This window comes from Nocardioides sp. (genome assembly GCF_036401255.1).
In the GTDB taxonomy this organism is placed as follows: Bacteria; Actinomycetota; Actinomycetes; order Propionibacteriales; family Nocardioidaceae; genus Nocardioides.
Window position 1 is genome coordinate 1 of sequence record NZ_DASWVI010000333.1, and the last position, 2,770, is coordinate 2,770.

At 71.6% G+C, this 2,770-nt stretch carries 7 protein-coding genes; 6 read left to right on the plus strand and 1 reads right to left on the minus strand.

Going from position 1 to position 2,770, the window contains the following annotated elements:
- The 6 genes from VGD85_RS15465 to VGD85_RS15490 form a co-directional block, all read left to right on the plus strand.
- On the plus strand, positions 1-867 hold an 867-nt coding region (locus VGD85_RS15465), incomplete at its 5' end, for a 3'-5' exonuclease (RefSeq protein ID WP_331064326.1).
- Between the two features lie 176 nt (positions 868-1,043).
- Positions 1,044-1,280, plus strand: a complete 237-nt coding sequence (locus VGD85_RS15470) for a hypothetical protein (RefSeq protein ID WP_331064327.1) — start codon at positions 1,044-1,046, stop codon at positions 1,278-1,280.
- A 133-nt stretch (positions 1,281-1,413) separates the two neighbouring features.
- Positions 1,414-1,737: a WhiB family transcriptional regulator gene (locus VGD85_RS15475; protein ID WP_331064328.1), complete on the plus strand. Its 324-nt coding sequence runs from the start codon at positions 1,414-1,416 to the stop codon at positions 1,735-1,737.
- Positions 1,738-1,820: 83 nt separating this feature from the next.
- Positions 1,821-1,985, plus strand: a complete 165-nt coding sequence (locus tag VGD85_RS15480) for a hypothetical protein (protein ID WP_331064329.1) — start codon at positions 1,821-1,823, stop codon at positions 1,983-1,985.
- A 35-nt stretch (positions 1,986-2,020) separates the two neighbouring features.
- On the plus strand, positions 2,021-2,227 hold the full coding sequence (locus tag VGD85_RS15485; protein WP_331064330.1) for a hypothetical protein: 207 nt from the start codon (positions 2,021-2,023) through the stop codon (positions 2,225-2,227).
- Between the two features lie 146 nt (positions 2,228-2,373).
- Positions 2,374-2,535 (plus strand): hypothetical protein, encoded by a 162-nt coding sequence (locus tag VGD85_RS15490; protein ID WP_331064331.1) that lies wholly within the window; start codon positions 2,374-2,376, stop codon positions 2,533-2,535.
- Between the two features lie 12 nt (positions 2,536-2,547).
- Here VGD85_RS15490 and VGD85_RS15495 read toward each other — a convergent pair.
- Positions 2,548-2,770: hypothetical protein (locus VGD85_RS15495; RefSeq protein WP_331064332.1), on the minus strand; the 223-nt coding region annotated here is incomplete at its 5' end.

Sequence of the window (2,770 nt, forward strand, 5' to 3'; positions counted from 1 at the left end):
GCGGCGCGCTCCGGCGAGGCCGCGCAGGCGGCCGGCGACGGGGCGGGCGACTGGGTCGACGTCGTGCGGGCGATCCTGGCCGGCATGGGCTGGTCCGCCGAGGCCCCCACGACCCGCGGGCAGACCCGGGACCGGTGGGAGTCCTGGCAGGCGCTCGTCGACCAGGCCGCCCAGTTCGCCGCCGAGGCCGCGCGGGCCGGTGAGCCCAGTGACCTCGACGGCTTCGTCGACCACCTCGACCGGCGCGCGGCCGAGCAGCACGCCCCGGTCGCCGACGGGGTCACGCTCGCGACGTTCCACGCCGCCAAGGGCCTCGAGTGGGACTCGGTGTTCCTCTGCGGCCTGCAGGACGGGACGCTCCCGATCACCTACGCCGACACCCCCGCCGCGATCGAGGAGGAGCGACGGCTGCTCTACGTCGGCATGACCCGCGCCCGGATCGACCTCACGCTGTCGTGGGCCCTGGCCCGCAACCCCGGCGGCCGGGCCTCGCGCAAGCCGTCGCGGTTCCTCGAGCCGCTGCTCCCGGCGGAGGCCCGCGCCGACCGCGACCGACCCCGGGGCCGCAAGGTAGCCCACTGCCGCGAGTGCGGCCGCCCGCTCGCGACCGGCCAGGAGCTCAAGCGCGGTCGGTGCGCCGACTGCCCGGCGTCCTACGACGAGGAGCTCTTCGAGCGGCTGCGGGAGTGGCGCCGGGAGCGCGCGGGGGAGGAGAGCGTGCCGGCGTTCGTGGTCTTCACCGACGCCACGCTGCAGCTGATCGCCGAGCACAAGCCGCGCACACCCGAGGCACTGCTGCGCATCAGTGGTATAGGCCGGTCCAAGCTCGAACGCTACGGCGAGGACGTCCTCACGGTCGTCGGCTGAGGTCCCGGCCGGGCCCGCCCCGGGGTGTCGCCCCGCGTTCGGCGAGAATTTCGAGAAATACCCACTAAATCGTTTGCCCATTACATGGCGGGCACGATAGGTTTCCTCAGGAACAACCGGAACGCGCACACGATCCTGGCAAGATCGGCGCCCAACGCACCGAAGGAGGTGGCCTCGTGAACAGCACCAAGCTCTGGATGACGGCTCAGAACCCGTCGACCTTCGGCATGCCCATTTCCGGCCACGCCTTCGGCGTGACCACGCGTGCCACCGACGTCTGCACCGCTGCCGCCACGCTCGTCGTGCGCGACCGCGAGGCCGGCATCGGCATCACGGCGGGCACCGCTGAGGATGCGGCTCTTGCCCAGTCCTACTTCCCGGGGACCCCTGCCTGGAGACCACCGACCTGTTGACACCCAACAGCCATCGGCAGCCTCCAGGCCGCGGAACCCGAACCCGGGATCCGCGGCCTTCTTGTTTCTCACGAGGAGCAAGTACCGGCCAGAACCGCACACACCGCGATCAGGTCAGCAGAGGAGGTGAAACATGACCATCAGTGAACTCGTCCGCACCGACGAGGCTGCCGACACCAGCCTGGGCCAGCTCCACGACCAGGCCCTGCAGGTCGACGACGAGCTGCTCCCGTGCCGGGCGAACAACCCGGAGCTCTGGTTCGCCGAGTCGCCCAGCGACGTCGAGCACGCCAAGGCCCTGTGCCAGGACTGCCCGGTCCGGGCGATGTGCCTCGACGGTGCCCTCGAGCGGCGCGAGCCCTGGGGCGTCTGGGGCGGCCAGCTGTTCTTGCAGGGAGTGGTGATTCCCCGCAAGCGGCCCCGCGGCCGGCCCCGCAAGAACGAAGCCGCCGCCTGACCAGCAGGCGACGACCTTCCCGACCATCCCGACCGTCCCGACCCACACCGATCTCTTCGACAACGACGTCAAAGGAACCTCTCATGATCCACAGCCACGAGACCCTGGTACGAGCGCACGTGAGCGCTCGGCTGCGTGAGGCGCAGCAGCTCCGGCAGGGCCGTCAGCTGGTCCGCGTGCTCCGCACCGGCCGCAAGGCCGAGCAGCTCGCCAGCCAGGCTCGGCTCGCCCTCGCCCGGTCGCTCTGACCGCAGACCACCGAACACGAAAGCCCGACTTTCCGATGAAGAACACCCAGACCTCCGACCCGAACGGAACCACGAAGATGAATCTGCTCCACGAAAACCTGGCCAGAGCGCAAATGGCCGAGCGCCTGGGAGAGGCGCAGCAGCTCCGGCGCGGTCACCAGCTGTCCCGCGCCCGCCGGCTCAGCCGCAAGGCCGAGCAGGCAGCGCAGCAGGCCCGACTCGCCCTGGCTCGCGCGCTCTGAGGGGCTGCTGACCAGCAGCCCCGACCGACCAGTCCGGACTCACCCCTTCCCTGATCGCGGGTGACCAACCGAGAGCCGGGTACGACGACACGTCGTACCCGGCTCTCGCCATGCCCGGACCACGTGCCGACGGCTAGCCTGGCGAGGTGAAGACCTGCGACTTCTGCGGGCGCCAGGAGCCCGACGACGCGAAGACGCTGACCTGGAGCACCGCGGTCGAGAACGGCCGCCAGTGGGTGTACTGCGACGAGTGCTCGCGCGCGAACCTGCGCGCGATGGAGGGCAAGCTCGACAGCGAGTACTGGTGAGGCCCCCGGCCCTCAGCCGGCCAGGTCCTGCGCCCACGAACACCCGCAGTGCGGGTGGCGTGCCCAGTCGCGGCGCACCGGGTCGACGCCCGCGCCGAGGCTGAACGTCGCCGACCAGCTCGTGGGTCGCCGCCCCTCCACATAGGTGAGGACGTCGCGCACGGCCCACGCCGCGGCGACGGCGCGCAGCGCCGGGTCGTCGGGCCCACCGGGCCGACCGCCCAGCTGCTCGACC